Origin of the sequence: Micromonospora narathiwatensis, from assembly GCF_900089605.1 — a bacterium.
Taxonomy (GTDB): domain Bacteria; phylum Actinomycetota; class Actinomycetes; order Mycobacteriales; family Micromonosporaceae; genus Micromonospora; species Micromonospora narathiwatensis.
In genome coordinates this window covers 3,942,817-3,967,078 of record NZ_LT594324.1, presented here as the reverse complement: position 1 = coordinate 3,967,078, position 24,262 = coordinate 3,942,817, and the positions used below count along the sequence as shown (strand labels likewise).

The following is a 24,262-nucleotide window of genomic DNA, read 5'->3' as shown; positions in this document are numbered from 1 at the left end:
GGGAAGTCCGGTGAGCATAGCCACGGAAGTGATGTTCCGCACGCCCCCGGAACCTGGAGATTCCCTCCACTCAGGCCGGGCGACGGTCGGGCGACGGCCGAGCCGGCGGCGCTCAGCAGGCCGCGAAGACCTGATCGCTGATCAGGCGGGCGCCGCCGATCAGGGCGGCCCGGTCGTCCAGGTCGGACAGGACGATCGGCATGCTGCCGGTGGCCAGCGGCGTCGAGCGTCGGTAGACCGCGCCACGGATCTCGGCGAGCAGGACCGGCCCGATGCCGGGGGCCGCGCCGCCGATGATCACGATGGCCGGGTTGACGAAGCTGACCAGATCGACCAGCACCTGGCCGAGCCGGCGGGCGGCGTCCCGGACCAGGGCCTGCGCGGTCGGGTCCCCGGCGATCGCCGCGCCGGCCACGTCGGCGATCGTCAGGGCGCCGGCCGCGGCCAGCCGGTCGCCGAGCGCCGTCGAGCGTCCGGCCCGCGCGGCGGTCACCGCCTGCCGCACCAGGGCGGAATCCCCGCAGTACGCCTCGACGCAGCCGGTGTTGCCGCACACGCACAGCGGCCCGTCCTCGGACAGCGGGAGGTGCCCGATGTCGCCGGCCCCGCTGGTCGCGCCCCGGTACAACGCGCCGCCGAGCATCAGCCCGCAGCCGACCGCGTTGCCCAGCTTGACGTAGAGGAAGTCGTCGAACGCCCGGCCGGTGCCGGCGTGTTGCTCGCCGAGCGCCATCACGTTGGCGTCGTTGTCGACCTGCACCGGGCAGCCCAGCTCGGCGGCGATGGTGTCGCGGACCGGGAAGTGGTGCCACCCGGGCAGCGCGGGCGGGGAGACCGGGGCGCCCTCGCGGACCGCGACCGGCGCGGGCAGGGCCACGCCGACCCCGGCCAACCGGGCCAGCCCGGCCTCGGCCCGGAGCTTGGCGAGCAGTTCGACCACGCGGTCGACCACCGCCTCCGGCCCGAGGCGTACGTCGACCGGCTCCGCCTGCCGGGCGAGGACGGTCAGCTCCCCGTCGGTGAGCGCGACGTCGAGCCGTCCCTCGCCGACGGTCACCGCGCCGAACCGGACCTGCTCGGCGATCCGGAGCAGTGACGAGCGGCGACCGCCCCGGGACGCGGCGGGGCCCGCCGTCTCCACCAGGCCCTGCCCGGCGAGCCGGTCCACCTCCGCGCCGAACCGGGCCCGCGGCAGGCCCAGGGCATCGGCCAGTTCCACCCGCGAGCGCGGGCCGTCGTCACGTAGCAGGCGCAGCAGCCGCGCCTGGTCCGCGTTCTCCGGTCCGATCATCGTCATTGCGACCACCTCCCTTCGAAATGTGCCATACCGCCGTCACGGCCGTGTGACGCGAGGGGGCCGCCCCCGGTAACCGGGAGCGGCCCCTGCGATCGGTCGGGTCTGTCAGCCCCGCAGACTCGACATGTGCTGGTAGCTGATCTCCGCGAAGCGCAGCGACCGGCCCGGGTCGGCGGCGCCGCCCGGCGCGGTGTCCTGCTCCCACATCGGGTTGTGGTACCCCTTGGCGCCCATGTTGGCGAAGAAGCCGCCGTAGTCGATGTCGCCCTGGCCGAGCGGCACCATCTCGTACCCGTTCGTGGAGGCCGGGTTGTACGTGCCGTCCTTCGCGTGGAACAGCGGGAAGCGCTTGGTCCGGACCGCCACCGTGGCCAGCGGGTCGAAGACGTTGGTCTGCGTCACGCCGTCCGGGTCGGTGTAGCTGCGGTACCGGTGCTGCGCCACGTGCGCCCAGTAGATGTCCATCTCGAACCAGACCCACTCTGGGTTGGTCAGCCCGAAGAAGTACTCCAGCTTCCGGACGCCGGAGGACCGGGTCGGTCGGCCCTGCCCGTCCAACGGCCCGCTGTCCAGCAGGAAGTTGTACGCCGCGTCGTGGTTGTGGGTGTAGAGCTTCAGGCCGCGCGCGGCGGCCATCTCACCGAACGTGTTCCACCGGTCGGCGGCGGCGTCCCAGTCCGCCTTGTAGTTGCTGCCGGTCGGGTCGCTGCCGGTGCCGATGTGGGTCATGCCGAGGATCTCGGCGGTGTCGAGCGTCTGCTCGAACTGGGCGATCGTGGTCGGGTTCACGGTGCTCGGGACGGAGGCGTGCGAGCCGTTGGCGCGCAGCCCGTTGTCGTCGAGCACCTTGCGGATCTCCTGCGGGGTGATCTGCCGGCCGAGGATCGAGGTGTGCTGGGTGTAGCCGGCGAACTCGACCTCCTTGTAGCCGATGTTCGCGAGCCGGGCCAGCACCCGCTCGAACCCGTACGGCACGCCGGTCTCGTCCGGTGCGGCGCTGATCCGGTCGCGGACGCTGTAGAGGATGATGCCCCGCTTGCCGCTCGGGACGAGCACGCCGTTGCCCGCGAAGGCGGGCGACGGCGCGAGGCCGGCGGCGCCGGCGGCGACGGCGCCCGCCGCCCCGGCGATGGTGCCGAGCATCCGGCGTCGGCTCATCCCGTGTGTGCTGTCGTTCATCTCGGTACTGCCTTTCTCGGGTGATGGGTGGTGTGGGAAGGGGAGGGCGCGGGCCGGTCGGGGCCGCCCGGTGGACGGCCCCGACCGGGCGTCACGGGGTGACGCCGATGCCCTGGCCGTTGAAGTCGACCCAGTTGAGGTTGCCGAAGCCGCTGGCCGGACCACCGGCGACGGTGGTGAGGACCAGGTAGAGCTTGCGCGACCCACCGGGGTCGGTGATCGGCACGGTGGTGCTGGTGAAGTCGTTGTTACCGGTGGTCGCCCTGATGGTCGCGGTGGTCAGCAGCGGTCCGTCGGGTCGGTCGAGCCGCAGCTCGATCGCGAACCGGGGCTGCCCGGCCGTGGCGGCGCTCCCGCCCGAGGTACGGAACGTCACCGACGACATGTTCACCAGGTTGACCTTGTTGTTGACGGCGATCCAGTCGCCCGGATCGAGGCCGCCGCGCTGCTGGCCGCCGCCGGTGTCGGTGGTGGTGCCGACGGTCGTGCCGGACTGCTCCCGGGCGAACTCCACCTGTTGCCGCTTGTCCTGCACGATCTGCTGGGCCACGGTGGTCAGCGGCGGTTGCCCGTTCGCGCCCTTGTCGGTGTAGGACGCGCTGATGACGCCGTAGATGTAGCCGCCGTGCGAGGCGTCGTCGGCCTCGGTCGGCAGCACGCCCGAGCAGCCGAACTGGTTGGCCTCGCCGTGGCCGTGCTCGTCATGCCCGAGGACGAAGGTCACCTCGACCTTGTTGCAGTCGATCGGCCCGTCCTCGGGGTCGGTGACCGTCACCGACCAGGGGATGTCGTCGCCCCAGCTGAAGAAGCCACCCTCCACCGGCGTGTTGATCCTGACCGTCGGCGCGGTGTTGCCCACCGTGATGACGGTGTTCGCCGAGGCGCTCTTGCCGCTGGAGTCGGTCACCGTCAGCCGGGCCGTGTAGACCCCGTTCTGGGTGTAGGTGAACGTCGGGTTCGGGTCGATCGAGTCGATCGTGCCGTTGCCGTCGAAGTCCCAGGCGAACGAGATGGAGTCGCCCGGGTCCGGGTCGTTGGAGCCCTCGCTGGAGAACTGGACGGTGAGCGGCGCCCGGCCGTTGGTCGGGGTGGCCGCCAGTACGGCGGTGGGTGCCCGCAGCCCCTTGACGTAGCTGAACTTCACCATCGCCGCGTCGGGGTTGATGTTGAAGAACCCGTCGCCGTAGGTCAGCAGGTAGAAGTTGCCGTCCGGACCGAACTTCATGTCCATCGGGTTGTCGCAGAGGAACGGCTCGGCGGGGGTCACGGGACCGTCGCCGCAGTTGAGCAGGGAGTTGATCTTCAGGATCTCGCCCTGGTCGTCCAGCCGGATCTCCTTGAGGTAGTCCCGGGTGAACTCCCCGAAGAAGATGGCGCCGTCGTAGTACGCGGGGAACTTCGTCTCCGACCTCAGCTCCGGGTCGTAGTCGTACTTCGCCGCGCCGTGCGGGCCGACGCCGCCGGTGCCGAGCTCGGGGAAGAGGTTCGGGCAGGTCTGGGTGGGGGTCGACAGGTACGACTCCGGGCACGGGGTGGGTGCCTGGAACGAGTACCACAGCTCGGACTTCTTTGTCGGCAGCAGGTCGACCAGGCCGGTGTTGTGCCGGGAGGTGTTCTTCGGCGCGGCGCAGTCGAACGGCGCGACCGGCGAGATGGGGTTGGTGGTCCAGTTCATCTCGATGTACGGCAGGTTCGGCTGCACGCACATCGGCCAGCCGTAGTTCGCCGGCTTGTCGACCACCATCATCCGGCCGGTGCCGGCCGGCCCCCGCCCGACCTGCGCGGTCGAGGAGTCGGGGGAGTAGTCGGTGATGTAGGCGACGTCGTTCTTGTCCAGGGTGATCCGGAACGGGTTCCGGAAGCCCATCGCGTAGACCTCCGGCCGGGTCTTCTCGGTGCCGGCCGGGTAAAGGTTGCCCGCCGGCACGGTGTACGAGCCGTCCGCCTGGACGGTGATCCGCAGGATCTTGCCGCGCAGGTCGTTGGTGTTGGCCGAGCTGCGCCGGGCGTCCACGAACGGCGCCTGGTAGACACCGCTGGCGCTGACCGAGTCGTTGTGCGGCGAGAAGCCGCCGGAGCCACCGCCGCCGGCCGGGGTGTCGTCCCCGGTGACCAGCCAGAGGTTGTTCTTCGAGTCGAACGCGATGTCGCCGGCCACGTGGCAGCAGGCGCCCCGGTCCACCGGCACCTGGAGGATCTTCTGCTCGGTGCTCACGTCCAGCGACGGGTTCGCCCCGTCGACGAACTTGAACCGGGAGAGCTGGAAGTAGCCCTGCCACTGGTCCCAGGCGCGCGGGTCGGTGCTGGTGGTCGGCGCGCTGCCGGCGGGGGTGTTCAGCGGCGGCGCGTAGTACAGGTAGACCCACTTGTTGGTGGCGAAGTCGTTGTCGATCGCCGGCCCGTACATCCCGTCCTCGCTGTGGGTGTAGACCGGGATCTGGGCGAGCACGGTGGTCTGGTTCGTCTCCGGGTTGTGCAGGCGTACGCCGCCGCGCCGGTCGGTCTGGATCACCCGGCCGTCGGGGAGCACGTCGAAGCCGATCGGCTCGTTGACGTTGGGCTGCGCCCCGATGACGGTCATCTGGTAGTTGGCCAGCACCGTCGCGCCGCAGTCGCCGTCGGTCACGCCGGCTGCCCACTGGATCGCACCGCCCAGGTGGGCACGCAGGTCCCGGCTGTCGTAGCTCTCCGGGGTGGCGCCGAGTCCGGTGTAGAACGACCGGCCGCCCTGGTAGTCCTTGCACCAGGTGATCGGGTGGTCGAAGCCCATGGTGCCGCCGGAGTAGCTCTTCTCGTCCACCGTGGCCAGCACGTGCGAGACGCCCCGGACGTTGGCCTTGAAGTTGTACCACCGGTCGGTGGTGCTCCAGCGCTGCGGCAGCGACTCGGACGCCGGGTGGACCCGGTCGGCGACGGTGACGGTGGCCGCGCTGGCGGCCGAGGGCGCGCCGGTGGCCCGGGTACCGAGCACGTTGGTGAGGAAGGACCAGTCGGGCTCGGCCTCGATGGCCGAGTGGACGCCGACGAAGCCGCCGCCGTCGCGGTAGTACTTCTCGAAGGCCGTCCGTTGGGCGTCGTTGAGGATGTTGCCGGCGGTGTTGAGGAACACCACGACGCGGAACTGCTTCAGGTGTGGTGCGTCGAACTTGCGGGCGTCGCCGGTGACCTCGACGGTGAAGCGCTGGTCACGCCCGAGTTGCTGGATGGCCTGCACACCGGCTGCGGTGGCTGCGTTGTCTCCGCTGGCCGAGCGGGTGAAGACGAGCACCTTGTACTGCATGCCGTTGCTGTGGGGGGCCGGCGCGGTGAGCACCGGTGCAGCCTGCGCCGGGGTCGGAGCCTGCGGCGCCGTCGCGACGAGCGTCGCGCCGACGAGGGTGAGCAGGCTGAGGTGGGTGGCGGCCCTGCGGCCGAAGGGTCTACGCATCGAACCTCGCTCTGGTCGGGCGGGTCCGCCTCAGCGCCGGGACGAGGCTGAGGAGGTCGCTGGGGTTGGACGAGAGCCTGGCCAGGATCTACGCGAGACGATATTTGTGCGGGCGACCAAAGAAAAGAGGTTGGAGCCAAAAGTTTTCTATGAATCACTCCGACTTTCGTTCGGAATCAGCAAAAGAGGTGGACCGGTGCTCTTCGGACAGACGACAGCGGGCCGGTCGCCCCGTGGGGGACCGGCCCGCTGCTCGGGTGGCGTCAGGCTTTGCTGCTGCTGCTGCTGCTGCTCGTGCCGGACGGCTTGCTGCTCGATCCGCCGGACGACGAGGGCGTCGGGCCGGTCGAGCCCGAACCGGACCTGGTGCCGGCGGTGGCCGGCGTGCCGGCGAACGGCTTGTCGGCCGGGGTCAACCCGTGCCGGCCGTTGCCGCTGGTGAGCTTCTCGCCGAGCTTGGTCTGGCCCAGCCGGTCCTTGCCCTCGGCGTAGAGCCGGGTCGCCTGGGCCTGTGCGACGCCCGCCGCCTCCTGGACCGTCGGATGGTCGAGCACCTTGCGGCCCCGGACCATCAGTTCCTCGTACTTCTCCCGGCCGGCACGGGCGCCCAGGACGAATCCCGCAGCCAGCCCGCCAAGAAACATGATCTTTCCGCGCATGGCGGCTCCTTCCGTACCTGGCGCGCCGCCGTCCCGGCCGGGTGTTGCCCGGCGGGAACGACCATCTCGCGCCCGTATCCACTGTCGGCGGCTAACTACCCATCTTGCTCCTCGCTCATGCCTCCTTGTGTCGGGATGGCGATTTGCCGGAATTGCGGGCCGCTTCCGGTGCGCCGGTCCGGCCGGTGGCGGCACCGTGATCGGTGGGGCAACCCCCTGGCGCACCACCCCCCGATGTCCTGTACTCTTGTGCCGTCGCACGGCGCGGAGAGATCCGCAACCGGGTGATCTACGGTCCCCCGTAGCTCAATTGGCAGAGCAGCCGGCTGTTAACCGGCAGGTTTTTGGTTCGAGTCCAAACGGGGGAGCTCAGCTCCAACAGCGCGCCCGTCGGCCCAGGCCGGCGGGCGTTTCTCGTGCCTGCATTCCCGTTCTCCCGCACAGCGCCCGGTTTCGCCCACCCGTGGCCGTTTTGCCCGGCAGGATGGGCGGTGTCGACTCGGACTCCCGCTGAGTCGAGAGGGTGTATCGGTCCAAGGGTGGGTGGACATGGCCGGGGGACCGAGCCGCCGGACGGCGACGCTGGTCGCGGTGGCGGTCGTGCTGGGCTGGCTGGTCGTCGGCGCGATCGCCGGACCGTACGCGGGTCGGCTCGGCGACGTCGCCACCAACGACAACACCGCCTTCCTCCCGACGAACGCCGAGGCGACCCGGGCACAGGACCTCTCCGCCGGCTTCGAGACCCGGCAGACCACTCCGGCCCTCGTCGTCTACGAGCGCACCACCGGCATCACCCCGGCCGACCAGCAGCGCATCCAGGCCGACGCGGCCCGGTTCGCCCAGGTGTCCGGCGTGGTCACGCCGCTGCCGCCGCCGATCGTCAGCCAGGATCACCAGGCCGTACAGGTGATCGTCCCGATCGAAAGCGTCGGGGGCGAACGGATCCGCCAGGTCGTCGCCCAACTGCGCGACATCGTCGGCGCGGACCGGGACGGACTCACCGTGGACGTGGCCGGTCCGGCAGGACTGCTCGGCGACCTGATCCAGGTCTTCACCGCCATCGACGGGCCGCTGCTGCTGGTCACCCTGGTCGTGGTGCTGGTCATCCTGCTGATCGTCTATCGCAGCCCGGTGCTCTGGATCTTTCCGCTGCTCGCCGCCGGCATGTCGTACTCGTTGGCCGCGATCTTCGTCTACCACCTGGCCGACCACGGCGTCATCAAGCTGAACGGGCAGGCACAGGGCATCCTGACGGTGCTCGTCTTCGGCGCCGGCACCGACTACGCGCTGCTGCTGATCGCCCGCCACCGCGAGGAACTGCATCGGCACGAGCGCCCCTGGGACGCGCTGAAGGCGGCCTGGAGGGGCGCCGCCCAGGCGATCATCGCCTCCGGCGTCACCGTCATCCTCAGCCTGCTCTGCCTGCTCCTGTCCAGCCTCAACTCCAACCGGGCGCTCGGCCCGGTCGTCGCCGTCGGCATCGCCGCCACCCTCCTGGTGATGCTCACCTTCCTACCCGCGCTGCTGCTGCTCGGCGGACGGTGGGCGTTCTGGCCACGGCGGCCCCGGTTCGACCACGCCGACCCGCAGGCCGAGCACGGCGTCTGGGGCCGGGTCGCCGGCTTCGTGGCCCGGCGGGCCCGGGCCGTCTGGCTGGTCACCGCCGTGGCGCTGGCCGTACTCACCCTGGGACTCACCCAGCTCGACATCACCGCCCTCGGCCAGTCGCAGCAGTTCACCAGGAGCACCGACTCGGCCGCCGGGCAGGAGGTGATCGCCCGGCATTTCCCGGCCGGCACCGGCAGCCCCGCCACGATCTTCACCAACCAGGCCACCGCCCAGCAGGTCGCCCAGGTGGCCCAGGGCGTACCGGGGGTGTCCTCCGTCCGCCCGGTCACCGAGACCGGGCCGGGTGGACCGCCCGCGCCGAACGCCCCGCCCAAGGTGGTCGACGGGCGGGTGCAACTGGAGGCCACCCTCACCGACCCGCCCGACAGTCACGCCGCCGAACGGACCATCCGTAACCTGCGCGAGGCGGTGCACAAGGTGCCCGGCGCCGGCACCGTGGTGGGCGGCTTCACCGCCGTCGACGTGGACACCGCCGACGCCGCCGCCCGGGACCGCAACGTCATCATCCCGGTGGTGCTGCTGGTCATCGCGGTCATCCTGGCGCTGCTGCTACGCGCCCTGGTCGCCCCGATCCTGCTGATCGCCACCGTGGTGCTGTCGTTCCTGGCCACGCTCGGCCTCTGCGCGTTGATCTTCCGGTATCTCCTCGACTTCCCCGGCGTCGACCAGTCGTTCCCGCTCTTCGCGTTCGTCTTCCTGGTCGCCCTCGGCATCGACTACAACATCTTCCTGATGAGCCGGGTACGCGAGGAGTCGGTCCGGCGGGGCACCCGGGCCGGGGTGCTGGCCGGGCTCGCCGTCACCGGTGGCGTGATCACCTCCGCCGGCATCGTGCTCGCCGCCACCTTCTCCGCGCTCGCCGTGCTGCCGTTGGTGGTGCTGGTCGAGTTGGGCGTGGCGGTCGCCGTCGGGGTGCTGCTCGACACCATCGTCGTCCGGTCGCTGCTGGTGCCCGCGCTAGCGTACGACCTCGGGCCGACCCTCTGGTGGCCGAGCAAGCTGTCCCGCGTCGTCCGCGACGGCGACCGGAGCGGCACCGAGGTGGGCCGTGCCCGGTGACACCGACGTCGTCATCGTCGGCGGCGGCCTGGCCGGCCTCGCCGCCGCCCGCCGGCTGCACCGCGCCGGCGTACCCTGGCGGCTGCTGGAGGCCGCCGACCGGGTCGGCGGCCGGGTCGCCACCGACGAGGTCGACGGCTATCTGCTCGACCGCGGCTTCCAGGTGCTCAACTCCGGGTACCCGCGGCTCGGCGGCCTGCTCGACCTGGCCACCCTCGACCTGGGCTGGTTCACCCCCGGCGTGCTGGTCCGTCGCGGCGACCGGCTGCACCGGCTGGCCAACCCGCTTCGCGACCCCGCCGGCACGGCAGGCACGGTGGCCGCCGGCATCGGGTCGCTGCTCGACCGGCTGCGCCTCGCCGCACTCGCCACCGGCTGCGCCACCCTGCCGGTCGGCCGGCTGCTGACCGCGCCGGAGACCACCAGCGAGGCGGCGCTGCGCCGGGCCGGGCTCTCCGACCCGATCATCGAGGAACTGCTCCGGCCGTTCCTCTCCGGCGTCTTCATCGACCGGGAGCTGGAGACCTCCAGCCACGTGCTGGCCGTGACCCTGCGCGCGTTCGCCCGGGGCCGGATCGGCCTGCCCGCCCGGGGGATGGCCGCGCTGCCCCGGGCCGTCGCCGCCCCGCTGCCCACCGAGTTGATCGAGGTGAACACCCCGGTCGCCGAGGTCGCGCCGGGCCGGGTCCGCACCCGGACCGGCGACATCTCCTGCCGCGCCGTCGTGGTCGCCGTGGACCCGCCGGCGGCGGCAACGCTGCTGCCCGGGCTGCCACCGGTACGCATGCACGGATTCACGACCTACTACCACAGCGCGGACCGCCCGCCCCTGGACGAGCCGATCCTGCTGCTCGACGGGGAACGGCGGGAACTCATCACGAACACGGTGGTGCTGAGCCGGGCCGCACCCACGTACGCGCCGGCCGGGAAGCACCTGGTGGCCACCTCGGTGGTGGGCCCGCAACCCCTGCCCGAGCCGGTCGTCCGGCGGGAGCTGGACCACCTCTACGGACGGTCCACCGCCGACTGGACCCATCTCACCACGGTCACCGTGCCGGCCGCGCTGCCGGCCGCGCCGCCGCCGCAGGGCCGGCTACGCAAACCGGTCGCGCTCGGGAGCGGGCTCTTCGTGGCCGGCGACCACCGGGACAGCCCTTCCATCCAGGGCGCGCTCGCCAGCGGCTGGCGGACCGCCGGTGCTGTTCTCGCCACGCTCCGCGGCGGCCGGGGCGGTCGTCCCTAGCTGGACGCGCTGTTATCCTCGCGTTGCCCATCGTGTCGACCCGGCGGCGGCGACGCTGAGTTTCGTGGTGGCCACTGATCGACTCGCCGGGTTACGATCCGGCGCGGTAGCGGGGCGGTAGCTCAGCGGGTTAGAGCAGTCGACTCATAATCGATCGGTCACGGGTTCGAGTCCCGTCCGCCCCACCGGCAGCGCTTGAGCTGGGAAAACGTGAAACCGGATGTGGCGGTACGAGAACCGCCTTCGCGATGTGCGCCTTGACCTGTCCGGGCGGCTCCGTTGGCGACCGGCTACCGCTGTTGGGCTACGCGGCTGAGGCGGTGACCGGCGTGGCGCGGTTCACGGGCGGGCCAGCTGGTCGCGGCGACGGATGAGGTACGCCGTCTCGGCGGTGTTGCCGGCCAGTCCGATGGCCCGGTCGTACGCCGCCCGCGACTCCTCGCTCCGGCCCAGCCGGCGCAGCAGGTCGGCGCGGGTGGCGTGGTAGGCGTGGTAGCCCTCCAGCGGCAGACCGTTCACCTCCGCCAGCGCGACCTCCGGGCCGTCCAGCTCGGCGACCGCGATCGCCCGGTTGAGCCGCACGATCGGCGAGGGGTCGAGGCGGACCAACTGGTCGTAGAGCGCGACGACCTGCGACCAGTCGGTGGCACGGACGTCGCGGGCGTCGGTGTGGACGGCGTTGATCGCGGCGAGGATCTGGTAGCGCCCCGGCGCCTGGCGGGAGGCGAGGCGGGCGCGGACCAGGGCGTGGCCGTCGGCGATCAGCTCGCGGTCCCAGGCACCGCGGTCCTGCTCGTCGAGGGCGACGAGCTCACCGCTCGCCGACACCCGGGCGGCTCGGCGGGCCTCTGTCAGGAGCATCAGCGCCAGCAGTCCGGCGACCTCGCCGTCCGTCGGGATCAGGGCATGGACCAGCCGGGTCAGCCGGGTCGCCTCGGCGGTCAGGTCGCCGCGGACCGGCTCCTTCTCGGGGTTCGAGGCCAGGTAGCCCTCGTTGAAGATCAGGTAGAGGACGGCGAGCACCCCGGTGACCCGGGCCGGGAGGTCCTCACGAAACGGCACGCCGTAGGGGATCCTCGCCGCTTTGATCTTCTCCTTCGCGCGGGTGATCCGCCGGCCCATGGCGGCCTCCTGGACCAGGAACGCGCGGGCGATCTCGGGCACGGTGAGCCCACCGACCAGCCGCAGGGTCAGCGCGACCCGCGCCTCCATGGCGAGCGCGGGGTGACAGCAGGTGAAGACGAGGCGCAGCCGGTCGTCGTCGATGGCGCCGAGCGGCTCGGGGGTGTCGAACAGCATCAGCGCCTCCCTGTGCCTCTCCTCGCGTCTGACCTCGCGTCGGAGCCGGTCGATGGCCTTGCGGTGGGCGGTGGTGGTGAGCCACGCGCCGGGACTCGGCGGGACGCCGTCGACCGGCCAGCGCTCGACGGCGGTCGCGAACGCCTCGGCGGCCATCTCCTCGGCGATGTCAAGGTCCCCGAGGCGCCTGGCCAGGGTCGCGACCACCCGGGCCCACTCCTCGCGGTGGACCCGGGTGATCATCTCGCCGACGTCGGTCATTCGCCCAGGAACGGCCGGAGTTCGACCCTCCGGTTACAGCTCTTCGACCCCTGAGCGGCGAGCCGGAGCGCCACGTCGAGGTGCGGGGCCTTGATGATCCAGAAGCCGACGATCCACTCCTTCGACTCGATGTAGGGCCCGTCGGTGAAGACCGGCTCCCCGTCCCGGCCGTCGACGACGGTGGCCGTGCTGGGCGACGTGAGGCCGCCGGCGAAGACCCAGTGGCCCTCGGCCACGAGCCGCTCGTTGAAGACGTCGATCGCGGCCATCTCCTCAGCGGTGGCCGGGTCGCTCGTGTCGTGAAGAACGGAAATCAGGTACTGCGCCATCGGGAACATCTCCTGTCGTCGGGTGGCCGCCTTTCACCCCTGCTACGAACGCCGCTGCCTCGATCCGACACGCTCCGCCGAGGTTTCGCCGCCATTTTCCGGACGGGGTGGACCGTACGCCGGCGGCAACCCGTTCATTAATGGGTGGCGTGAGCGCAGGGCGGCCGGCAGGCTCCAGACCCATGACGAGTAGCGACCTGTGGGACGAGGACACCGCGGAGGGGTACGACGACATCTCGGCCGAGAGGTTCGCACCTCGGGTGCTCGACCCCGCCGTGGACTTCCTCGCCCGGCTGGCGGGTTCCGGCCCCGCGCTCGAGTTCGCGATCGGCACCGGTCGAGTGGCGATCCCGCTCGCGGCCCGAGGCATCCCCGTGACCGGGATCGAGCTGTCGCAACCGATGGCCGACCGGCTGCGACGCAAGGTGCCCGCGGAACGGTTGCCGGTCGTCATCGGTGACATGGCCACGACGACCGTCCCCGGCCAGTTCTCGCTCGTGTACGTCGTGTGGAACAGCATCGGAAACCTGCGTACGCAGGACGAGCAGGTGCAGTGCTTCCGCAACGCGGCCCGGCACCTGTCGCCCGGTGGCCGCTTCGTCATCGAGCTGGAGGTGCCGGCTGTCAGGCGATTCCCGCCGGGGCAGTCGGCGGTGCCGTTCGAGGTGACCGACCGGCACGTCGGCTTCGACACCTACGACATGGTCACGCAGCAGGCGACCTCTCACCACTACCGGCGCCTGGACGATGGGAGCGTACGGTACGGCTACTGCAACTTCCGCTACATCTGGCCCGCCGAGTGCGACCTCATGGCGCGGCTGGCCGGCCTGGTGCTGGAGCAGCGGGTGGCGGACTGGGCCGGAGCGCCCTTCACGTCCGACAGCGAGAGCCACGTTTCGGTCTGGCGTAAGCCGCTCGACGCCGCTGCTCAGGGCTAACCGGCCGCGTCTGCTGGTGGTGCTGGTATCGAGGTGGCGATGACGGGTCGCCGGGGAGTCTCCCGCGGATCATCTCGCCGGGCTGTGAACCTCGGACAGGTGTATGGGCATGCTGGTGATGACGACGCCGGGTAGGCGGCGCAGGGCCTTGCGGAGGCGATGCTCGATCCGTGAGTGCAGGATCCTCTGCCAGGGATGCTCCGCCACCACCTCGGGAATGACCACCGTGAGAGTGATGTCGGGACTCCGTTCGCGCAGTTGGGCGATGTACTGGGCCAGGGGTTCGAGGATCTCGCGGTGCGGCGACACCACGGTCTCCAGCCGGATGTGGTCACCCCAGGCCGTCCACTCGTCGCGGAGCCGGTCGGCTTCCTGATCTTCGGGGCTGACGTGCACGGCGAGTGACGGCTGGCCGAGTGACACCACGTAGGCGAGCGCCCGCAGGGTCGTTTGGTCGAACCGGGCGACCGGGACGACGAGCAGGTGGCGTACGCGTTGGGGCAGGAATTCCTGGGCCATGTTCCGTTCTCTCCCGCCTTCGGAGGGCAACTGGGTCGGCGCGGGGGCGGGGCGCAGGGACACCGCCTGCCGTACTCGGTCGTAGTGCCGTCGCACGCGTAGGCACAGCAGCACCAGCACCGGCACGGCGACGACCACCACCCAGGCGCCTGAGGTGAACTTGGTGATCGCGGCCGTCACCAGCACGATCGACGAGAGTGCCGCCCCGAACGCGTTTATCCCGGCCCTGCGCCGCCAGCCCGACTCACGGTGCCGCCGCCAGTGGTTCACCATGCCGACCTGCGAGAGCGTGAACGCCAGGAAGACACCGACCGCGAAGAGCGGGATCAGGGACTGCGTCCGGCCCCCGAACGCGGTGAGGATCACCGCGGCGGCGACGGAGAGGGCGACCAGCCCGTTGCTGAGGGCCAGCCGGTCACCCAGGTGCAGGAACCGGCGCGGGACGTAGGCGTCGCGGGCCATGAAGTACAGCAACCGGGGCAGATCGTTGTACGCGGTGTTCGCGGCCAGCAGCAGGACCAGCGCGGTGGCCGCCTGGACGATCGCGTACCACGGTCCGTGAGGGAAGGTGCGGTGCGCGAGCTGGGACAGCAGGGTCTCGTTCGCTCGCGGCACCAGGCCGTTGAGGTAGATCAGGAACATCAGGCCCGAGAAGAGGAGTACCAGGATGCTGACCATCCAGGTGAGCACGGTGCGGGCGTTGCGCCACTCGGTGGGGCGCAGGGCCGGTACGGCGTTGGACACCGCCTCGATGCCCGTCATCGAGGTGGCGCCGGAGGCGAAGGCACGCGCGATGAGCAGCACGCTCACTGCCTCCGACGCGGGCACCGGTGGCGCCGGGACCACGGCGAATCCGCGCGCCCCGGCCTGCGCGAGCCCGACCAGCGTCATCCCCCCGATCGCGATCAGGAACAGGTAGGTGGGGGCGGCGAAGATGTTTCCCGCCACCCGGATCCCGCGCAGGTTGCCGGTCAGCAGGGCGGCGATGACCAGCAACGACAGCGGTACGGCCAGTGGGGACAGCGCCGGCAGCGCCGACGTGATCGCGGCGATTCCGGCCGCCACCGACACGGAGACGGTCAGTACGTAGTCGAGGATGAGTCCGGCCGCCGCGGTCAGCCCGGCCCGGGGTCCGATGCTGTCGCTGGCCACCAGGTAGGAGCCGGCGCCGTGCGGGTAGGCGCGCACGGTCTGCCGGTACGACGCGCCGACCGCCACCATCAGCACCACCAGCGCGCCGGCGATCGGCAGGGACAGCCCCAGGGCGGCACTGCCGGCGAGGACCAGGATGGTCAGCAACGCCTCCGGCCCGTACGCCACCGACGACAGCAGGTCCGACGAGAGGATCGGCAGCGCGATCAGTTTGCGCATCCGTTCCCGCAGCATCGACGTGCTGGACAGGGGCGGCCCGAGCAGCACCCGACGTACCCGGACGGCGAGCCGGCCGAGGAGGCTGTCGGGCTGCTCCGCCGCCGGCGTCGTGGTGAGTTCGCCGGGTTGGTCCGGCCGGAACTCCTCGTTCGGCCCTCGGGCGTGGGCAGCGCCCGGCCCGGAGGGGCGAAGCTCGGGATCCACCGGCAGCGCCCGCACCGGTTCCCCGGCCCGCCAGTGTTCACCGAGCCGGCGCAGCGCCTCGACGTCCTGCGCCGACAGGGGCGGGAACTCCGCGGACGGGCTCAGGGACGTCGTCGGCCGCTCCGGGCCCGTACCGTCCCGCTCCTTGCCCAACGCCCGCTCCTACTGCTCAACCCTGACCAGCCGTACCGACGATCCCAGGAACACCGGGCCCGGCGGCGGCGATCCGGCGCATTGGTGCCACCCCGTCGCACCGTCCGACCATGAGCCGGCGGAGCGGGAACCAGGATCCCCACCACGGTGAACCAGCGCCTCGCCGAGCGGCGCGTGCGCCCGGCCGGGCGACAGGTTCGCCAGGGCCCGGGACGCGATGTGAACCTGCCCGGCATGGTCCGCGACTGAACAGGCGAAGGAGGGCAGATGGCCGATGAACTGTTGGTGGTTCGCTGTCAGTTGGGCGAACGTGAGGCCTTCGCCGAGTTGATCCGGGCATGGCATCCGGCGGTCGAGCGGTACGTCGGGCGGATGCTGACCGGGCCCGACGACGATGTGGTGCAGGAGGTGTGGCTGGCGGTCTTCAAGGGGCTGCCCCGGCTGCGGCAGCCGGACCGGTTCGCCCCCTGGCTCTTCGCGATCGCTCGCCGGGCGGTGATGAACCGACTGCGTGACGTCTACGCGCGCCCGGAGCCCGAGTCGGTCGACGACCTGTCGGGAGCCGACGTGCCGGGAGTCGACGAGGCGGAAGCGGTGGTCGATCGGGAACTGCTCGGTGGCGCGTTGGCGGCGCTTCCGGCCAGGGAACGGGAGGTGCTGCTGCTGTTCTATCTCGAGGATCTGCCGCTGGACGCCTGCGCACAGATCTGCGCTGTTCCGGTCGGCACCATCAAGTCGCGGCTCAACCGGGCGAGGAAGTTGTTGCGCCGCGAGTTGGCGCGGAAGGGGTACGAGGCATGACGCCCGAAGACCTGATCAAGCGGCTCGACGCACCGTTGTCGCCGCGCAGGAGGATCGGATACGTGGCGCTGGCGCTCACCGGGCTCGCGGGCAGCGGCCTGATCGGGCTGCTGTGGGCGACCGAGCCCGGGCTGCCGCCACGGACGGTGGTGGCGTTCGCGGTAATGATGGCGATCGGGCTGTGCTGGGCGGCCTTCGGCGGCTGGGCCGTGACCCGCAGGACGCCCATGTTCGCTCACGATCGCGTCGTCGCCGGCTGGCTCGGAGTGGCCGCCTGGCTGCTGTTCACCGTCGGTGCGTTGGTCATCACCACCCTGCGGCACAAGCTCGAACCGTCGTTGCTCGTCGTGGTGCTGGCGTTGGGTGTCCTGGCCATCGCCCATCTGCGCGCCGCCCGCCGGGCGAGGGCGGCTCTGCTGCGACGCAGGGAAGAGCTGAGCCGGGCGTGATGACCATGAAGAAGGGGCAAGCCCGACCGCTGGGCGGCGTCCGGTCCGTCCACCGGACCCGCCGCGAATATCCGGTGGCGGGACCGGCCGGCCGCACCGAGGATCGCGGCATGCCGGTCTTCCTGGAAACCGAACGGCTCGTGCTCCGGCCGTTCACCGACGACGACGTCGACCACCTGTTCGCGCTGGACAACGACCCCGACGTCATGCGATTCATCAACGGCGGCCGGCCGACGAGTCGGGACACGATCCGGGCGCGGACCCTGCCCCGGCTGCTGCACGACCACGCGTGCCTCGGCACCCGTGGCTACTGGGCGGCCGAGGAAAAGCCCACCGCGACCTTCCTCGGCTGGTTCGAGTTCCGCCCGCTGGACGAGCACAGCCGCGCCGTGGTCGAACTCGGCTACCGGCTGAACAAGACCGCCTGGGGCAAGGGCTACGCCACGGAGGGAGCTCGGGCCCTGATCGGCAAGGGGTTCACCGACCTCGGAGTGGAACGGGTCACCGCGAACACCATGGCGGTCAACACCCGGTCCCGGCGGGTGATGGAGAAGGCGGGCCTGTCCTTCCTCCGCGACTTCACGGGGGACTGGCCCGACGCGATCGAGGGCTCCGAACACGGCGAGGTCGAGTACGAGCTCACCCGTACCGACTGGGAGCAGCGCCGGTAGCCGCCAGCCGTCCCGGTCGGTGCGTGGCCTGACCCTGGGTACGGATGCTCATCCGCCCACCCGCGGCGACCCGGAGGATCGGATCATGACCAAGACGATGCGTACCCCGCTCGGGGCGCTGCTGCTGGCGGCGGCCACGGTCGGCGCGTGGTGGGCCTGGCTCGGCTGGGAGACCGGCTACCTGGTCGACCCGGAGACCGGCGCGATCAGCGGGCCGTACTCGGGGTGGCAGGTGGCCGGGTGCGTGCTCACGCTCGCCCTGCTCGCGGCCGTCGGCGGTTGGTGGCTCAGCCCGTGGCTGGTGGCGCCGGTGATGACGGTCGCCTTCACGGTCACCTGGGCGGCGCACGCCGCGTCGACCGACGCCAGCGGTCTCTGGGCGGTGGGTGCGGTGCTGGTGCTGGTCGGCACGGCGGTGGGCACGACGGTGGTGAGCCTGGCCGCCCGGTTGGTGCGCCGCCGCACGGCCCGGCCGGCCACCTGACCCGGGCGGCCGGCCACCGGCTGTTCCGAAATCTCGCTCACCTACGATGACCTGCGGCGACGGGGAGGTAGGGCGATGAGCGGGATCCGGTGGGGCGTGGTGCTGCCCCAGGGCTGGCGGTCGGACCTCACCCACCTGGCCGACCCGGTGCAGCAGTTCGAGGCGATGGTCGGGGTGGCCCGGGAGGCCGACGAACTGGGCTACGACTCGGTCTGGCTCTACGACCACCTGCAGGCCGTCTCCGGCGAGCCGGACACCACCTTCGAGTGCTGGACCAGCCTGGCCGCCATCGCCCGGGAGACTCGCCGGGTCCGGCTCGGCCAGATCGTCACCTGCAACAGCTTCCGCAACCCGGCGTTGCTGGCGAAGATGGCCGCCACCCTGGACGTGGCGAGCGCCGGCCGCGCGTTCCTCGGCCTCGGCGCCGGCTGGGACCAGCGCGAGTACGACGCGTACGGCTACCAGCAGCCGTACCCGTCGACGGGGGAGCGGCTGACCCGGCTGGACGAGGCGGCGGCGGTGGTCACCGCGATGCTGCGCGAGCCGGTCGCCACGGTCGAGGGCCGGTACCACTCGGTACGGGCGGCGCAGAACGTGCCGACCGGGGTGCAGCGGCCCCACGTACCGCTGATGATCGGCGGCAGCGGCGAGAAGCGCACGCTGCGGACGGTGGCCCGGTACGCGGACGCCTGCAACCTGACCGACCACACCGATCCGGCCTTCTACCGGCACAAGCTGGACGTGCTGGCCGGGCACTGCGCCGACCTCGGCCGTGACTACGACGCGATCCTCAAGACCGCCGCCCTCTCGGTCGTCACCGGCGCGACGGACGAGGAGGTGACGGTACGCCTGCGCGGGCGCGACCGGGCGGAGGCGGCCGTGGGCAGCGCCGTCGGTACCCCCGCCGAACTGGTCGAGGTCTTCGGCCGGCTGGTCGAGGCCGGCATCGAGTACGTGATGCTCTACTTCCACGAGCCGACCGACCTGGCACCGATGCGGCTCTTCGCCGGTGAGGTCGTGCCCAAGCTCGGCTGACGCGCGCCGGGGCCGGCCGCCGAAAGCTCCTCGGCGACCGGCCCCGCGCGGACCGGCGGGCCCCTCTCCGCGCCGGTCCCGGGCCGGGGGACCCCTCCACCCACCGGCCCGGTCAGGTCAGGTCAGTACGCCAGCGCCGCCGGCCGGCCCAGCAGCCGGGCGCCGTTGTTGCCCAGCCATCCCTCCGCGGCCGCCGCGTGCTGGGCGAAGGTGTGGATGTCCCGGAATCGGCGCTGGATCGGTGAGGAGTCGCGGGCCGCGCCGCCACCGGCCGCCCGGTAGCAGGTGTCCACGGCGGCGATCGCCTGCTCGGTCACCCACGGCAGCGACGCGGAGATGGTCGGGTGGAGGACCGCGATCCGCTCCGGGTCCCGCGTGCACGCCGTCCAGAGTTCGTCGGCGAGCGAGGCCAGCAGGGCCCGGGCGGCGCGGACGTTGAGGTCGGCGCGGCCGAACTGGACCCGGAAGGCGGGCGAGTCGGCGAGTGGCTGTCGGGCGTAGAGCCGCTGCCGACCGTCGCCGAGCAGCGCGGTCATGTCGTCCAGCGCGCCCTGCGCGATGCCGACCGCGACCGCGCCGAGGTGCAGCACGAAGTGCGCCAGTGGCGCCACGAACCCCGGCCCGGGTACGCACGGCGTGCCGGTGAACAGGTCGAAGCTCTCCTCAGTCGGGCAGAACGCCGACTCGACCAGCACGTCGTGGCTGCCGGTGCCGCGCAGGCCGAGCACGTGCCAGGTGTCCTCCACCGTCACCCGGTCGGCCGGAAAGAGCATCGACCGGGTCTCCGGCGGCTGTCCGTCCGCCCCGGGGATCGGCTGTCCGTCGGCTGTGACCAGGCAGTTGCCGAAGATCCAGTCGGCGTGCCGGCAGCCGCTGGCGAACGCCCAGCGTCCGCTCACCCGGAACCCGCCGTCGTCCAGTTCGGCCCGGCCCTGCGGGGCGAAACCGCCGGCCACCACCAGGTCCGGCCCGGCGGCGTAGAACTTGTCGAACCGGTCGCGGGAGAGCAGCGCCAGCAGGTGCGGCGTCTCCGACCCGATCATCACGGTCCAGCCGGTCGAGCCGTCCGCCCGGGCCAGGGCCTCCAGCACCGTCATTCCGGTGCGCAGGTCCACCTCGTACCCGCCGTGGCTGCGGGGCACGAACATCCGGAAGCAGCCGACGTCGCGTAGCCGGTCGAGCAGGTCGGTGGGCAGTTCCCGGGCCCGCTCGATCTCCTCGGCCCGCGCGGTCAGCTCCGGGGCCAGCTCGCGTACGGCGGTCAGCAGGTCGGGGCGGTGGTCCATGGCGGCCTCCTCGGGCGTCGGTGCGGCGGATCCACGGTGCGGCGGATCCACGGTGCGGTACGGGATGTCCCGGCCGCCAGGGACACCGGCCCCGACCGGCCGGGACGGCGAGGCTTCCCACGCGGCGCCCCGCCGCGCCCCTGACCATGACCCGCCGCGCTCGGGGTCAGCTTCGGCCGGCGTGGAACTCGTCGGTGACGATGCGCAGCGCCCGGGTCAGTTCCTTGGCGGACGGGGCCGCCTGCGGATCGACGAGCCACTGGGAGGCCAGGCCGGCGAGCAGCGCCTGGTGGAACGCGCCGAGGGCGAGCGCGGTCGGTTCGTCGACGGCCGGGTCGAGCCGGTGGAAGACCTCGGCCAGACCGAGCCGGGCCTGTCGGTTGGCGGTGGCGAACGCCGCCCGCAGCTCGGGCACGCGGTCCATCTGCGAGATCAGCTCGAACTGGATGGCCCAGAGCGGCCGTAGCCGGTCGAAGGATTCGATGATCCGCTCCCAGGCGGCCTCGAACCGTTCGGCCGGCGTGGCGTCCGGGCCGGCGTCGTCCGCGAGCGCGCGTCCCAGTTCCTCGCCCCACTCCGCCATCGCCTCGATGAGGGCCTCGTTGAGCAGCGCCTTCGTCGTGCGGAAGTGGTAGCCGATGGCGGCCAGGCTGGTGCCGGCGGCGGTGGCGACGTCGCGGGCCGTGGTGCCCGCATAGCCCTTCTCCATCAGGCAGCGCTTGGCCCCGGCGAGCAGGTCCTCCCGATTTCCCATGGGAGCAGCGTAGCAAATTCCTTGCACGAACGTCTTGCACAAACGTATGAGACGTTTGTACCGTCGATGGCATGACCGATGTGCTGATCTCCGGTGCCGGCGTCGCCGGCCCTGCGCTCGCCTGGTGGCTGCGCCGCCACGGCTTCCGTCCGACCGTCGTCGAGCGGGCCCCGGCCCGCCGGGACGGGGGCTACAAGGTGGACATCCGGGGCGCGGCCCTGACCGTGGTGGACCGGATGGGCCTGCGCGAGCAGGTTGGCCGGCACGACACCGGGATGCGGCTGGCCCGCTTCGTCGAGGCCGGCGGGCGGCAGTTAGCCACCATGGACGCCGCGCTCTTCGGCGGCCGGGAGGGCGACGACGTCGAGATCATGCGCGGCGACCTGGCCCGCATCCTGATCGAGGCCACCGACGACGTGGAATATGTCCACGGCGACTCGATCGCCGCGCTGGACCAGTCCGCCGACGGGGTCGAGGTCGCCTTCGAGCGGGGGCCGAACCGCCGATTCGACCTGGTTGTCGGCGCCGACGGGCTGCACTCGACGGTCCGGCGGCTGGCCTTCGGGCCCGGCTCGGCGCACCTGCGTACGCTCGGGTACCACATCGCGATCTTCACCGTGCCGGCCGAGTACGGCGAGGAGCGCGTCGAGCTGATGCATCCCGCCCCCGGGCGGTCGGTCGGTGTCTACCGGACCGCCGGCGCGCCCGACGCCCGGGCGCTGTTCCTCTTTCCGTCGCCGGCCGAGGAGCCCGACCACCGGGACGTCGCCGCTCAGCGGGCGGCGTTGGCCACGACGTTCGCCGGTGCCGGCTGGCGGGTGCCGGAGTTGCTCGCCGCGATGGCCGACGCGCCGGACTTCTACTTCGACGCGATGAGTCAGGTACGGATGGACCGCTGGTCGACCGGGCGGGTCGGGCTGGTCGGCGACGCCGGGTACGCGGCCTCGCCGGCGTCCGGGCAGGGCACCAGCCTGAGCCTCGTCGGGGCGTACGTGCTGGCCGCCTCGTTGGCAGCGGCCGGTGGCGATCCGGCGGCCGGGTTCGCCACCTACGAGCGGCGGATGCGCCCGTTCGTGGCGGCGAACCAGCAGCTCGCCGAGCGCAACCTCAAGGGCATGGTGCTCGGCTCGGCCGCGCAGATCCGGTTCCAGACGCTGATGCTGCGGCTCATGCCGCGGCTGCCCGGCCGGGAGGGGATGATCCGCCGGGTGACCGAGCCGATCCGTAAGGCCGCCACCGCGATCGCCCTGCCGGACGTCCCGGCCACGGCGGGCTGACCCCGGCGGAGGCGCGGAGGTGGCGTCGTGCCGCCCCGCGCCGTCCGCGTCAGGAGTCCAGCCGCTCGGCGTACGCGTCGCGGAGCCGCTCCCAGCCGAACTGCATCGCCTCGCCGCCCCGGATCGGGCCGACCGGGTCGCCGTCGAGCAGATGGCCGGCGACGTCCAGGCAGAGGTGCCAGCCGGCGGCCATCATCGGAGCCTGGTCGGCCTGCCCGATCCGGTGCCGCAGGGTCAGCCGGGTGCCGGTGTCCGTCGGCGTCAGCTCCCAGCGCAGCAGGTCGCCGCCCCAGGTGTATTCGAGCAGGGTCGGTCGCTCGGCGCGGCGTACGGTCGCGGGCGCGTCGAGGCGCTGGTCGCCGTCCACCATCCTGAGCGTGGCGTCGCCGGGCGTGCCGAGGTCGCGGCTGGCGAGGAAGGGCGCCCACTCGGCGAGCTGGCCGGGCTCGGTCAGCGCCGCCCACACCTTCTCGGGCGGGTGCCGCAGGTCGCGGACGAACACCAGGTCCCACCGGTCGCCGGCCGGTACGCGGGCGACCTCGGCGAGCGGGCCGGGTCGGAAGCTGTCGCGGTCCATCGTCACTCCTGACTGTCGAGATGGCGCTCCAGGGCGTCGAGGTGGTCCACCCACATCCGTCGGTAGGGCCCGAGCCAGTCGTCGACGTCCCGCAGCGGGCGTGCGTCGATCCGGTAGATCCGCTGCTGGGCCGCGGTGCGGCAGGTGACGAGGCCGGCGTCGCGGAGCACCTTCAGGTGCTTGGAGACGGCTGGTTGGCTCATCCCCAGCGCGTCCACGAGGTCGCCGACGCTGCTCTCGGCCCGGCGTAGCCGGTCGAGGATGCGGCGCCGCGTCGGCTCGGCCAGGACGGCGAAAGCGTCGATGGACACTTACCTAATATGCCTCGCTGCTCATATGCCTGTCAAGGAATATTGCGAGGTGGTGGCCCCTGCGGTTGGGCGAGGCGGGCTCAATATGCTCGGGCCATGGAACTGCGGATCTTCACCGAGCCCCAGCAGGGCGCCAGCTACGACCAGTTGCTCGCCGTGGCGCGCCGCGCGGAGGAGACCGGCTTCGGCGCCTTCTTCCGCTCCGACCACTATCTCAAGATGGGCTCGGTGACCGGCGAGCCCGGCCCGACCGACGCCTGGACGACCCTCGCCGGCCTGGCCCGGGACACCACCCGGATCCGGCTCGGCACCTTGATGACCGCGGCCACCTTCCGGCTCCCCGGACCGCTCGCGATCACCGTCGCGCAGGTCGACCAGATGAGCGGCGGCCGGGTCGAACTGGGTATCGGCACCGGCTGGTACGCCGAGGAACACACCGCGTACGGCATCCCGTTCCCGCCGCTGGCCGAGCGCTTCGACCGGCTGGAGGAGCAACTCGCCGTCATCACCGGCCTCTGGGAGACCCCGGTCGGCGCGACGTTCGACTTCCCCGGCAAGTACTACCCGGTCAGCGACTCACCCGCGCTGCCCAAGCCGACGCAGCAACCACGCCCGCCCATCCTGCTCGGCGGGACGGGTCCCCGACGTACGCCCCGGCTCGCCGCCCGGTACGCCGACGAGTTCAACCTGCCGTTCGCCTCGGTCGAGGACTCGGCGGCACAGTTCCAGCGGGTGCGGAACGCCTGCGGCGAGATCGACCGGGATCCGTCCACCATGGTCTGGTCCAACGCCCTGGTGCTCTGCTGCGGGCGGGACGAGGCCGAGGTGGCCCGGCGCGCGGCGGCGATCGGCCGGGAGCCCGCCGAGCTGCGCGAGAACGGCCTCGCCGGCACGCCCGCCGAGATCGTCGAAAAGCTCGGCCGGTATGCCGCGATCGGCAGCAACCGGGTCTACCTCCAGGTGCTCGACCTGGCCGACCTGGACCACCTGGAGCTGGTGGCCGCCGAGGTCATGGGACAGCTCTGACCCGTCGGCGGTGGGGCCGGCCGG

General features: G+C 71.9%; 21 protein-coding genes and 2 tRNA genes. 12 read left to right on the top strand and 11 right to left on the bottom strand.

The annotated features are described in order from the left end of the window. Positions 1 to 112 precede the first annotated feature (112 nt). The 4 genes from GA0070621_RS16900 to GA0070621_RS16885 all read right to left on the bottom strand — a co-directional run bounded on the left by GA0070621_RS16900 (position 113) and on the right by GA0070621_RS16885 (position 6,562). Positions 113 to 1,297 (bottom strand): ROK family transcriptional regulator, encoded by a 1,185-nt coding sequence (locus GA0070621_RS16900; protein WP_091196790.1) that lies wholly within the window; start codon positions 1,295 to 1,297, stop codon positions 113 to 115. Between the two features lie 105 nt (positions 1,298 to 1,402). Beyond that, positions 1,403 to 2,476, bottom strand: a complete 1,074-nt coding sequence (locus GA0070621_RS16895; protein WP_167666992.1) for a sugar phosphate isomerase/epimerase family protein — start codon at positions 2,474 to 2,476, stop codon at positions 1,403 to 1,405. A 91-nt stretch (positions 2,477 to 2,567) separates the two neighbouring features. Further along, complete coding sequence (locus GA0070621_RS16890) at positions 2,568 to 5,903, bottom strand: ThuA domain-containing protein (protein WP_091196783.1); 3,336 nt, start codon at positions 5,901 to 5,903, stop codon at positions 2,568 to 2,570. 263 nt (positions 5,904 to 6,166) lie between these two features. Next, positions 6,167 to 6,562: a hypothetical protein gene (locus tag GA0070621_RS16885; protein ID WP_091196780.1), complete on the bottom strand. Its 396-nt coding sequence runs from the start codon at positions 6,560 to 6,562 to the stop codon at positions 6,167 to 6,169. A gap of 295 nt (positions 6,563 to 6,857) precedes the next feature. Here GA0070621_RS16885 and GA0070621_RS16880 point away from each other — a divergent pair. From GA0070621_RS16880 to GA0070621_RS16865, 4 genes are all read left to right on the top strand, one after another. Next, a tRNA-Asn gene (locus GA0070621_RS16880) sits at positions 6,858 to 6,930 on the top strand. Positions 6,931 to 7,111: 181 nt separating this feature from the next. Next, a complete protein-coding gene (locus GA0070621_RS16875; RefSeq protein ID WP_091202531.1) occupies positions 7,112 to 9,250 on the top strand; it encodes an MMPL family transporter in 2,139 nt (712 codons plus the stop codon). After that, positions 9,240 to 10,493, top strand: coding sequence for an NAD(P)/FAD-dependent oxidoreductase (locus GA0070621_RS16870; protein ID WP_091196779.1), 1,254 nt, complete (start codon positions 9,240 to 9,242; stop codon positions 10,491 to 10,493). Before GA0070621_RS16875 ends, GA0070621_RS16870 begins: the two co-directional genes overlap by 11 nt. 111 nt (positions 10,494 to 10,604) lie before the next feature. Next, positions 10,605 to 10,678 (top strand) — tRNA-Ile (locus GA0070621_RS16865). 154 nt (positions 10,679 to 10,832) lie between these two features. Here GA0070621_RS16865 and GA0070621_RS16860 read toward each other — a convergent pair. Continuing rightward, a complete protein-coding gene (locus GA0070621_RS16860; protein ID WP_091196777.1) occupies positions 10,833 to 12,053 on the bottom strand; it encodes an RNA polymerase sigma factor in 1,221 nt (406 codons plus the stop codon). Then, positions 12,050 to 12,382 (bottom strand): YciI family protein, encoded by a 333-nt coding sequence (locus GA0070621_RS16855; protein WP_091202530.1) that lies wholly within the window; start codon positions 12,380 to 12,382, stop codon positions 12,050 to 12,052. The genes GA0070621_RS16860 and GA0070621_RS16855 overlap by 4 nt, the downstream gene beginning before the upstream one ends. A 182-nt stretch (positions 12,383 to 12,564) precedes the next feature. Between GA0070621_RS16855 and GA0070621_RS16850 the strand changes: the two genes are divergently transcribed. Beyond that, positions 12,565 to 13,320, top strand: coding sequence for a class I SAM-dependent DNA methyltransferase (locus tag GA0070621_RS16850; protein ID WP_091196775.1), 756 nt, complete (start codon positions 12,565 to 12,567; stop codon positions 13,318 to 13,320). Positions 13,321 to 13,389: 69 nt separating this feature from the next. Here GA0070621_RS16850 and GA0070621_RS16845 read toward each other — a convergent pair whose 3' ends face one another. Beyond that, entirely contained in the window at positions 13,390 to 15,567 is a 2,178-nt protein-coding gene (locus tag GA0070621_RS16845; RefSeq protein WP_091196773.1) for an APC family permease, read from the bottom strand. A 267-nt stretch (positions 15,568 to 15,834) separates the two neighbouring features. Here GA0070621_RS16845 and GA0070621_RS16840 point away from each other — a divergent pair, with 267 nt between their 5' ends. The 5 genes from GA0070621_RS16840 to GA0070621_RS16820 all read left to right on the top strand — a co-directional run bounded on the left by GA0070621_RS16840 (position 15,835) and on the right by GA0070621_RS16820 (position 19,007). After that, positions 15,835 to 16,368, top strand: coding sequence for an RNA polymerase sigma factor (locus GA0070621_RS16840; protein ID WP_091196772.1), 534 nt, complete (start codon positions 15,835 to 15,837; stop codon positions 16,366 to 16,368). After that, positions 16,365 to 16,817, top strand: a complete 453-nt coding sequence (locus GA0070621_RS16835) for a hypothetical protein (protein ID WP_167666991.1) — start codon at positions 16,365 to 16,367, stop codon at positions 16,815 to 16,817. Before GA0070621_RS16840 ends, GA0070621_RS16835 begins: the two co-directional genes overlap by 4 nt. 110 nt (positions 16,818 to 16,927) lie before the next feature. Then, positions 16,928 to 17,488, top strand: coding sequence for a GNAT family N-acetyltransferase (locus GA0070621_RS16830; RefSeq protein WP_091202527.1), 561 nt, complete (start codon positions 16,928 to 16,930; stop codon positions 17,486 to 17,488). Positions 17,489 to 17,573: 85 nt separating this feature from the next. Then, complete coding sequence (locus GA0070621_RS16825; protein ID WP_091196770.1) at positions 17,574 to 17,972, top strand: hypothetical protein; 399 nt, start codon at positions 17,574 to 17,576, stop codon at positions 17,970 to 17,972. A 75-nt stretch (positions 17,973 to 18,047) separates the two neighbouring features. Next, positions 18,048 to 19,007 (top strand): TIGR03560 family F420-dependent LLM class oxidoreductase, encoded by a 960-nt coding sequence (locus GA0070621_RS16820; protein WP_167666989.1) that lies wholly within the window; start codon positions 18,048 to 18,050, stop codon positions 19,005 to 19,007. 122 nt (positions 19,008 to 19,129) lie between these two features. On the opposite strand, the gene GA0070621_RS16815 is transcribed toward GA0070621_RS16820, so the two are convergent. Further along, complete coding sequence (locus GA0070621_RS16815) at positions 19,130 to 20,293, bottom strand: acyl-CoA dehydrogenase family protein (protein WP_091196769.1); 1,164 nt, start codon at positions 20,291 to 20,293, stop codon at positions 19,130 to 19,132. A 166-nt stretch (positions 20,294 to 20,459) separates the two neighbouring features. Continuing rightward, positions 20,460 to 21,047, bottom strand: a complete 588-nt coding sequence (locus GA0070621_RS16810) for a TetR/AcrR family transcriptional regulator (protein ID WP_091196767.1) — start codon at positions 21,045 to 21,047, stop codon at positions 20,460 to 20,462. 71 nt (positions 21,048 to 21,118) lie between these two features. On the opposite strand from GA0070621_RS16810, the gene GA0070621_RS16805 reads away from it, so the two are divergent. Continuing rightward, on the top strand, positions 21,119 to 22,324 hold the full coding sequence (locus GA0070621_RS16805; RefSeq protein ID WP_091196766.1) for an FAD-dependent monooxygenase: 1,206 nt from the start codon (positions 21,119 to 21,121) through the stop codon (positions 22,322 to 22,324). A 49-nt stretch (positions 22,325 to 22,373) separates the two neighbouring features. Here GA0070621_RS16805 and GA0070621_RS16800 read toward each other — a convergent pair whose 3' ends face one another. Beyond that, positions 22,374 to 22,901, bottom strand: coding sequence for an SRPBCC family protein (locus tag GA0070621_RS16800; protein ID WP_091196764.1), 528 nt, complete (start codon positions 22,899 to 22,901; stop codon positions 22,374 to 22,376). Positions 22,902 to 22,903: 2 nt separating this feature from the next. Further along, complete coding sequence (locus GA0070621_RS16795; protein ID WP_167666988.1) at positions 22,904 to 23,212, bottom strand: ArsR/SmtB family transcription factor; 309 nt, start codon at positions 23,210 to 23,212, stop codon at positions 22,904 to 22,906. 96 nt (positions 23,213 to 23,308) lie between these two features. Between GA0070621_RS16795 and GA0070621_RS16790 the strand changes: the two genes are divergently transcribed. Then, complete coding sequence (locus tag GA0070621_RS16790) at positions 23,309 to 24,238, top strand: LLM class F420-dependent oxidoreductase (protein WP_091196762.1); 930 nt, start codon at positions 23,309 to 23,311, stop codon at positions 24,236 to 24,238. Positions 24,239 to 24,262: the final 24 nt, after the last annotated feature.

Excerpts from the sequence above, each read along its gene's own strand:
- GA0070621_RS16835 (WP_167666991.1), top strand. The coding sequence starts at position 16,365 with ATGACGCCCGAAGACCTGATCAAGCGGCTCGACGCACCGTTGTCGCCG.
- GA0070621_RS16800 (WP_091196764.1), bottom strand. The coding sequence starts at position 22,901 with ATGGACCGCGACAGCTTCCGACCCGGCCCGCTCGCCGAGGTCGCCCGC.
- GA0070621_RS16790 (WP_091196762.1), top strand. The coding sequence starts at position 23,309 with ATGGAACTGCGGATCTTCACCGAGCCCCAGCAGGGCGCCAGCTACGAC.
- GA0070621_RS16815 (WP_091196769.1), bottom strand. The coding sequence starts at position 20,293 with ATGGACCACCGCCCCGACCTGCTGACCGCCGTACGCGAGCTGGCCCCG.
- GA0070621_RS16820 (WP_167666989.1), top strand. The coding sequence starts at position 18,048 with ATGAGCGGGATCCGGTGGGGCGTGGTGCTGCCCCAGGGCTGGCGGTCG.
- GA0070621_RS16860 (WP_091196777.1), bottom strand. The coding sequence starts at position 12,053 with ATGACCGACGTCGGCGAGATGATCACCCGGGTCCACCGCGAGGAGTGG.
- GA0070621_RS16805 (WP_091196766.1), top strand. The coding sequence starts at position 21,119 with ATGACCGATGTGCTGATCTCCGGTGCCGGCGTCGCCGGCCCTGCGCTC.
- GA0070621_RS16895 (WP_167666992.1), bottom strand. The coding sequence starts at position 2,476 with ATGAACGACAGCACACACGGGATGAGCCGACGCCGGATGCTCGGCACC.
- GA0070621_RS16855 (WP_091202530.1), bottom strand. The coding sequence starts at position 12,382 with ATGGCGCAGTACCTGATTTCCGTTCTTCACGACACGAGCGACCCGGCC.
- GA0070621_RS16810 (WP_091196767.1), bottom strand. The coding sequence starts at position 21,047 with ATGGGAAATCGGGAGGACCTGCTCGCCGGGGCCAAGCGCTGCCTGATG.
- GA0070621_RS16890 (WP_091196783.1), bottom strand. The coding sequence starts at position 5,903 with ATGCGTAGACCCTTCGGCCGCAGGGCCGCCACCCACCTCAGCCTGCTC.
- GA0070621_RS16825 (WP_091196770.1), top strand. The coding sequence starts at position 17,574 with ATGACCAAGACGATGCGTACCCCGCTCGGGGCGCTGCTGCTGGCGGCG.
- GA0070621_RS16875 (WP_091202531.1), top strand. The coding sequence starts at position 7,112 with ATGGCCGGGGGACCGAGCCGCCGGACGGCGACGCTGGTCGCGGTGGCG.
- GA0070621_RS16885 (WP_091196780.1), bottom strand. The coding sequence starts at position 6,562 with ATGCGCGGAAAGATCATGTTTCTTGGCGGGCTGGCTGCGGGATTCGTC.
- GA0070621_RS16840 (WP_091196772.1), top strand. The coding sequence starts at position 15,835 with ATGGCCGATGAACTGTTGGTGGTTCGCTGTCAGTTGGGCGAACGTGAG.
- GA0070621_RS16830 (WP_091202527.1), top strand. The coding sequence starts at position 16,928 with ATGCCGGTCTTCCTGGAAACCGAACGGCTCGTGCTCCGGCCGTTCACC.
- GA0070621_RS16850 (WP_091196775.1), top strand. The coding sequence starts at position 12,565 with ATGACGAGTAGCGACCTGTGGGACGAGGACACCGCGGAGGGGTACGAC.
- GA0070621_RS16900 (WP_091196790.1), bottom strand. The coding sequence starts at position 1,297 with ATGACGATGATCGGACCGGAGAACGCGGACCAGGCGCGGCTGCTGCGC.